6 protein-coding genes are annotated in these 6,466 nt (G+C 34.6%); 3 read left to right on the plus strand and 3 right to left on the minus strand.

Features of this window, described 5'->3' with window-relative positions:
- From RT412_RS17025 to RT412_RS17035, 3 genes are all read right to left on the minus strand, one after another.
- Nucleotides 1-209: plasmid mobilization protein (locus tag RT412_RS17025; protein ID WP_398439717.1), on the minus strand; the 209-nt coding region annotated here is incomplete at its 3' end.
- Between the two features lie 825 nt (nucleotides 210-1,034).
- Nucleotides 1,035-1,694 carry a Crp/Fnr family transcriptional regulator gene (locus RT412_RS17030; RefSeq protein WP_313413339.1) on the minus strand — a complete coding sequence of 220 codons (660 nt, stop codon included), beginning with the start codon at nucleotides 1,692-1,694 and terminating at the stop codon, nucleotides 1,035-1,037.
- A 188-nt stretch (nucleotides 1,695-1,882) separates the two neighbouring features.
- Nucleotides 1,883-2,191, minus strand: a complete 309-nt coding sequence (locus RT412_RS17035) for a helix-turn-helix transcriptional regulator (protein ID WP_313413341.1) — start codon at nucleotides 2,189-2,191, stop codon at nucleotides 1,883-1,885.
- A gap of 139 nt (nucleotides 2,192-2,330) precedes the next feature.
- Here RT412_RS17035 and RT412_RS17040 point away from each other — a divergent pair, with 139 nt between their 5' ends.
- The 3 genes from RT412_RS17040 to RT412_RS17050 form a co-directional block, all read left to right on the plus strand.
- Nucleotides 2,331-2,546 carry a sporulation initiation factor Spo0A C-terminal domain-containing protein gene (locus tag RT412_RS17040; protein WP_313413342.1) on the plus strand — a complete coding sequence of 72 codons (216 nt, stop codon included), beginning with the start codon at nucleotides 2,331-2,333 and terminating at the stop codon, nucleotides 2,544-2,546.
- A 105-nt stretch (nucleotides 2,547-2,651) separates the two neighbouring features.
- Complete coding sequence (locus RT412_RS17045; RefSeq protein ID WP_313413343.1) at nucleotides 2,652-4,475, plus strand: methyl-accepting chemotaxis protein; 1,824 nt, start codon at nucleotides 2,652-2,654, stop codon at nucleotides 4,473-4,475.
- Nucleotides 4,476-4,587: 112 nt separating this feature from the next.
- Nucleotides 4,588-6,466, plus strand: a 1,879-nt coding sequence (locus RT412_RS17050) for a diguanylate cyclase domain-containing protein (RefSeq protein WP_313413344.1), incomplete at its 3' end; no start/stop codon positions are given.

Raw genomic sequence — 6,466 nt, forward strand, 5'->3', positions numbered from 1 at the left:
CAAAGTACAGTAAGTTGATTTAGGTTGTTGCCGATTTTATTCAGCTCATAACTACATCTATCCAGTCCCTTGACGGTGCGGACTTCCTTTCCTAGCACTGCATAACGGCAGAAATCTGACATTCGGATACCTGACTTTTTGACCTTGGACTGAACGAGCTTATGTTCATAGTCTGATACCCGAAATGAAATTTTGTGGGTTCTGTTCATGGAAGCACTCCTTTCTGAATGGAGTTCCAAGGGTACAAAAGCATTTGCGTTTTTTACCTCTGCGGAGCAGGAAAACTATCTGCGCACCGCAAGGGGCGAGGACGAATGTCCGACAGATAGGACGCTTGCCACGCCCTTCGGGTGTGAATCCGTCCCCATTGTCTGACGCTCTTCGCAAAAAGAAAAGAGAGTAAAAGTGCAAAATTACCTATATAGGCAGTTTTGCACTCTTACTCTCAAATGGACGTAAAAATAGCTCTGTGCGAAAAATCACACAGAGCTATTCGGTCACAATTCTATTCTACAAATGAACATAACATCCCCTTGGAACCGGCTGTTTCTTTTTAAAAATCAGACATTCATAAAATAATAAAAGTGTAATAAAAAGGTTTTCCAGTCCACAATGCCGATTTGCCGGTTACGCAAATCCCATAACAGCCGCCCCCGATTCTTTCGCAAATCGGGGTGATGCATGTTGCCGTCTTTCAGACCTGCCGCCACGGCAGAAGTATCATGATTACGCACTGAGGTCGTTGCAATTCTGCTGTACCGCACAGCAGTAACAGTCGCAAGGTATATCGCCGGATATTAAAATCCGTCAGCGCCCTTCGGCTCGTCGCTTACCCAATGCTCACGTTGCATTGCGGGATACGATGTTCATTTGTCAAAGTTCAAGGTTATATGCTCATCTTACTGCAAAATTTGCAGTTTGTAAATGATATTTAGTTAAAAGGGGAAACCATCTCTGCAATGAAGCAATAGCATATAAAAATCGGTTCGGGTTTTTAGCTAAATTTTTCATTAAACACTATTCAAGTAACGAAATCATTTCACTATTTCAATTGTCTTATTATTATATAATTTTATTAGCCCTTCTTTTTCCATCCTGGAAAATTCTCTTGACACCGATGTACGTTGCACACCAAACCTATTAGCAAGTTCTGTTTTTGATATGGGCAAAGTAATGATGGTTGAATTCTGAAATAAGCTTTGCGCATTTAGGAATTCCATAATATGATCTCTGAGTGACTTTCGCTTTGCAAGCTTTATTTTGCCACCAAGACTTACTGCACGGTCAGAAATAAGTATTAAAAACTGTTTGAGTACATCAGGCTTTTTTATAAAAAGTTCAAATAAATATGATCTGTGAATTTGCAGTAACTCTCCCTTTGTTTCAGCTACAAAAAATAAAGGGTATTTGGGTGAAGTGCCAAATAAAATGTTGCCAGCAATTATCTCGTTGCCTTGAAATATTTTTATAATATGTTCATTGTCGCAATCATCTACCTGTAAACTGACAATATTACCAGTTAGTAAAATTTCTAAATTAAGACATTCTTCCCCCTCCAAATGTAATAACTGCCCCTTAGCAAAGCGTTTAATGCTTAAATTACAATTATTTAGTGCAGTTTTTATCTCTTCATTTGTCAGATGGCAGCCAATAAAGGTTTGCTTTACTAATTTTATATATTTTATGTAGATCACCTCCAAATTCGTAGCATATGTAACGTTTTTTGATTTGAATATATGGTAAAATTAAGTGGATAAAAGTCGAATTAATAAGTATTATGCAGAAATAAATATTATTAAGTAACATAATCACAGATGCCTTGCTCTATATCTTGTATAATAAGTCAAATAGTAAAGCGAAGCAAGGCTTGCACTGGATTACGTCATTTTATTAACCCCTTTATGATTTCATAAATACTTAGAATTTGATTTTCATTTAGTTTACTTAAGTCTTCCGTTACTACTTGCATCAAGGTAGGATTTGCCACTGAAGTATCAAAAAATTCCTTTGGTGAAATTTTAAAGTACTCGCAAATATATAAAAATTCAGTCATGGATGGCAATGCTTTTCCTGAAACAATACTATGAATATAACTTGGACTATGTCCTAAGTCAATACTCATGCTCCTTTCGGAAATATTTTTTTGAATACGCAACTCGCTGATTCTATTACGAATATATCTATCGTCCATATTAACACCTCTATCTAATTGTAATAGACAGTGTCATACACACTGTACGATTATTATAGTTGTTTTTGTTGAAATATATGATTAAATCGTCTATACTGTAATATAGAATTAAAAAATAGCCAACAGAGGTGAATTAGATATGAGTATGAGAAATATCTACCGTAGGATTGCCAAGGAGCAGGGTGTAACAGTTGCAGATGTTAAAAAAGATATGCAGCAGGCAATCGACTGCGCCTACAAAAAGCAAAACAAAACTATTGATGAGATAATTAATCAGGCAAGTGTCCCTTGTAAAAGCGAAATTCCTACAACTGAAGAATTTATACAATATGTAACTCGGAGATTAAAAAAATAGCCTGATTATTTTCGATGCTTTAATTTATACAATGATAATTAAATAATTTTTAGTTTCAATTTATTCCAAATACATAATAAGGTGCATTCTAAGGAGGACAACGTAATGAAAAGTTTAAAAGGAAAGCTTATAATAATCATACTTGCTCTAGTTACAATCTCATCACTGTCTATGGTGACTATAGGTCTGTTTCAGAGTTTTAATGTTACTAATGAAATTATTAAAACTCTGGTTGAGGATAGATTGACCAGTTCCAATAATATGCTAAAATCTTATCTTGATGAGCAATTTGGTTCACTTAGTTTAAATAGTAGCGGTGAATTAGTTGATAAAAACAATCAGACGATTAACGGCAATTTTCAATACATTGATCAATTATCCCAAGATATGGATGTGGTCGCAACTGTTTTTGTCAAAAACGATGATAAATATATTAGAGTATTGACTACCATCAAAGATGATAAAGGGGAAAGAGAAGTCGGATCTGAGTTAGATGCAAACGGACAAGCCTACAAGGAAATATCAAGTGGTAATGTTTACTTTGGTGAAGCCGATATTCTTGGTTCTGAATATGAGACCGTATATGCTCCTATTTATGACAGTAACAAACAAATAGTAGGTATTTATTTTGTTGGTATACCCATTGAATCTGTTAATAATATTTTAGATGACGGAATTGTATCGACTGTAAGAACTGTAGCGTTATTAACCGTAATCATATTGCTTCTTACTGCTATCATTACCATTTTCGTTAGTACTGGCATTGCAAAACCTATTAAGAAGGTTACGGCTGCGGCACAACAGATTGCAGATGGTAATTTCGATATCGAACTTTCTATAAATTCTAATGATGAAGTAGGTCAACTTGCAAAGGCATTTAATCTTACCGTTGAAAGATTAGTAAATTATCAAGGCTACATAGATGAAGTATCCGATGCCTTGTTTAGTGTAGCCCATGGGGATTTAACAGTTGAAGCGAAAAGAGAGTATGTTGGACAGTTTAAAAAGCTCAAAGATAATATGCAGGCATTGCTTGTTAATTTAAATTCTACATTACTGCAAATAAATCAATCTGCATCTCAAGTTGATAGCGGTGCGGAACAAGTTGCAAACGGTGCACAGGCACTTTCTCAGGGCGCTACTGAACAAGCAAGCGCCCTAGAAGAGTTATCCGCATCAATCACCGAGGTTGCAGAGCAAATAAGAAAAAATGCGGAAAATGCAAAATCTGCGCATGACAAAGCGGAATTTGCAGAACAGGAACTGCATAGCAGTAATGGGCAAATGAAAGATATGATTATTGCTATGAATAAGATTACGTTAAAATCATCTGAAATTTCTAAAATTATTAAAATTATTGATGATATTGCATTCCAGACCAATATTCTCGCATTAAATGCAGCCGTGGAAGCAGCACGTGCTGGTGCAGCGGGTAAAGGGTTTTCAGTTGTTGCAGATGAGGTCAGAAACCTTGCAGGAAAATCGGCTGAAGCAGCAAAAAATACAACCGTTCTGATTGAAGAAACAATTGAAGCTGTTGAAAACGGGTCTCAAATTGCCAACCATACGGCAGATACTTTAGATAGAAGTGCTGAAATAACAAAGGAGGCTGTTTCTTTAATTGATGAAATCGCAAAGTTATCCCAAGAGCAAGCAATGGCAATTATTCAGATAAACCAAGGAATAGACCAAATTTCGTCAGTTGTTCAAACAAATGCCGCCACAGCTGAGGAAAGCGCCGCCGCAAGTGAGGAGTTATCCGGCCAATCCAATATGTTGAAAGACCTTATTTCCGAATTCAAACTTAGAGAATCTGAATCTGACAATGTGCTATACTCAAAACAATATACTATAGGTTCCCATTATTCCTCTGCTTCGGATAAGAATTATAATAATTTTTCGGTAGATATAAACAACAGCAAATATTAAAACCTCAGCCGTAGATGCCGATATGGTATTTGCGGCTGTAACTTTAAAAGTTGATTTATTTGTATTTATGGAATCGAATTACGAAATTTATAAGTTTAGGGAGGATAAGCCTATGATAAAAAAATTGAAGCAAAACTTGCTGTTAGATCTACTTTTGGGTACATTTTTTTTATACTTTTTAAGCATAATTCTAAGTAATAACCTATGGGGCAATATACTATCTCCGTTAGTGGCTTTTTTATCTTCGTTATTAATTTTTATTTCTGCAAAGCAATTTAAAAAATACAAGTTATATGCCATTTTAACATTTTTCAGTACTTTGTTTTGGGGAATAGCAGATTTTCTATGGCTTATTTATGATAATGTTCTTTTTATAAGCCCTGAAAATATCCCTTTTATCAATGCCTTATATGTTTTGCCAAATATATGCTTTGCCATACTGCTAACACATTATATTTTTAAGAGCTTCAGAAAATGGAGCTTATATCAAATCATCATTGATATATTTACGATTGCAGTAACAGGTATGCTTTTGCTTTGGACCTTAATATTATCAAGAACAACACTTCCATTTCGTCTTGATTTTGATTATATCCTTATTTTGATATATATCTTTTTAGATTTTTGTATTTTAACTGAAATTGGTTTAGTTTATCTTTCGAAAGGTTTCAAAAACATACCTAAAAGTATGTTTCTTGCACTTTTGGGAATTGTAATATATGCTTGGGCGGATTATTACTATGCTTATCTTAGCTTATTAACAGCTTATGAACCAAATACTATCATTGACGTTGTTTACATGTTGTGTAATGTACTTTTTGCCATAAGCGCCATATACGAAACAGCGCACCCATCTAGGATTGAACCCGTGGTTCAAAATAAATTATCAGAAAATCTGAGAAAACCAAAAAAGACAGTGTTTTTGCTTGTACTAATTTTTCATTTTCTATATGTGATTGATATCTTTAGTTTACACGCACTTGTGATTTTTACAGCTGTCTGTGTATTATATTGGATTTCAACAACCTCTTTACGATCAAACATGCTTGATAAACTTCTATTGCAAACAGAAAAGGAAATGAACCAAACCCTTGAAATGCTTGTTGATGAAAGAACCAAAGAGCTGAATTATGCAAATCAACATCTAGAGGAACTTTCAAATAGAGATACTTTAACCGGATTATACAATCGAAGATGTCTAATGAAAAAACTCGATTCCCTACTTACCTCTAATTCGAATAAACCTTTTGCTTTGCTTTACATAGACGCAAATCGGTTTAAATTTATAAATGATTCCTACGGTCATGAAACTGGTGATAAAGTGCTGATTGCTTTGGGGGCACGAGTTTTAAAGAATTGCACACCTAGTTGTACAGCTTTCCGCGTAGCTGGGGATGAATTTGCTGTAATAATAGAAAATAATATTGATAAATCATACATAGGTTCTGTTACAGAAAAAATATTAGAGATTATACGAACTCCTATTTCTGTACCCCCGTATATTTTTACCCTCTCTGCAAGTATTGGTATTTCACTATATCCTGCTGATGCAAAAGATAGAGATACACTTATGAGATATGCAGATATTTCCATGTATGAAATTAAAGCCAGCAACCATAAAAATGGATATTTGTTTTTTGATAAAATGCTTACTGAGAAAATTAACAAAAAACAGGAAATTGAGTTTCTCTTGCAGAATGCAGATTATGATAAAGAATTTATTCTTTACTTCCAGCCACAATATAGCACAAAAACCAAATCACTAATTGGAATGGAGGCTTTAATAAGATGGATACAGCCACAAAAAGGACTTATTCCCCCGTCTGAATTTATTCCAATAGCAGAAGAAACCGGAATGATTCTTAATATAGGAGAGTGGGTTGTTGATAGGGCCTTTTTGCAGATAAAAAAATGGAATCAGGAGAATAACCTTAATTTAAAAATGAGTATTAATATTTCTCCAATGCAAATCGAAAATGCTGGATTTGTGG

The sequence above is a fragment of the Sedimentibacter sp. genome, from assembly GCF_032080165.1.
Lineage (GTDB): Bacteria > Bacillota > Clostridia > Tissierellales > Sedimentibacteraceae > Sedimentibacter.